The 1,373-nt window shown below is 45.4% G+C and carries 1 protein-coding gene; it reads right to left on the reverse strand.

Annotated features, from left to right (window positions below; translation table 11 throughout):
• Positions 1-1,373: DUF1542 domain-containing protein (locus M1F55_RS03825; RefSeq protein ID WP_247947299.1), on the reverse strand; the 1,373-nt coding region annotated here is incomplete at both ends.

Here is a 1,373-nt window from a genome sequence, read left to right on the forward strand (position 1 = left end):
GCTGGTTTGGCTACCGGCGTTGGAGTGACTGAAGATATACTTGTCGCTCCGTCGTTTTTAGCTTGTTCCACCGCTGCATTTGTTGTTGCGTTGTCGATCGCTTGTTTCGCTGCGTCAGCTTTGGCTTTTGCATCAGCTTTCGCCGCAGTTTTTTCTTCGTCTGTTAAGTCATTGTTCGCATCAATTGCATCGTTCTTAGCTTTCAATGCGTCATCGATGGCTTGCTTCGCTGCTGGTTTGGCTACCGGCGTTGGAGTGACTGAAGATATACTTGTCGCTCCGTCGTTTTTAGCTTGTTCCACCGCTGCGTTTGTTGTTGCAGTATCAATCGCTTGTTTCGCTGCATCGGCTTTTGCCTTAGCGTCTTCTTTAGCTTTGGCTTTTTCTTCAGCTGTTAAGTCTTTGTTCGCGTCAATCGTGTCATTCTTAGCTTTCAATGCGTCATCAATTGCTTGTTTTGCAGCCGGTTTAGCTGTTGGTGTTGGAGTGACTGATGATACACTTGCTGCCCCAGCGTTTTTAGCTTGTTCTACCGCTGCGTTTGTTGTTGCGCTATCGATTGCTTGTTTAGCTGCATCGGCTTTGGCTTTGGCGTCTTCCTTAGCTTTGGCTTTCTCTTCAGCAGTCAAATCGTTATTGGCATCAATCACATCGTTCTTAGCTTTCAATGCGTCATCGATGGCTTGTTTTGCAGCTGGTTTAGCTGTTGGTGTTGGAGTGACTGAAGATATACTTGTCGCTCCGTCATTTTTAGCTTGTTCTACCGCTGCGTTTGTTGTTGCGCTATCGATTGCTTGTTTAGCTGCATCGGCTTTGGCTTTGGCGTCTTCCTTAGCTTTGGCTTTCTCTTCAGCAGTCAAATCGTTATTGGCATCAATCACATCGTTCTTAGCTTTCAATGCGTCATCGATGGCTTGTTTTGCAGCTGGTTTAGCTGTTGGTGTTGGAGTGACTGAAGATATACTTGTCGCTCCGTCATTTTTAGCTTGTTCTACCGCTGCGTTTGTTGTTGCGCTATCGATTGCTTGTTTAGCTGCATCGGCTTTGGCTTTGGCGTCTTCCTTAGCTTTGGCTTTCTCTTCAGCAGTCAAATCGTTATTGGCATCAATCACATCGTTCTTAGCTTTCAATGCGTCATCGATGGCTTGTTTTGCAGCTGGTTTGGCTACCGGCGTTGGAGTCACCGAATCTACTGATATTGCCCCAGCGTTTTTAGCTTGAGTTACTGCATCGTTTGTTGTTGCTTGATCAATTGCTTGTTTTGCTGCGTCTGCTTTGGCTTTCGCATCTTCTTTAGCTTTTGTTTTTTCTTCTGCTGTTAAGTCATTGTTGGCATCTATTGCTGCTTCTTTTGCTTTTAATGCTTCATCGAT

The organism is Streptococcus mitis, assembly GCF_023109235.1.
Classification (GTDB): domain Bacteria; phylum Bacillota; class Bacilli; order Lactobacillales; family Streptococcaceae; genus Streptococcus; species Streptococcus mitis_DA.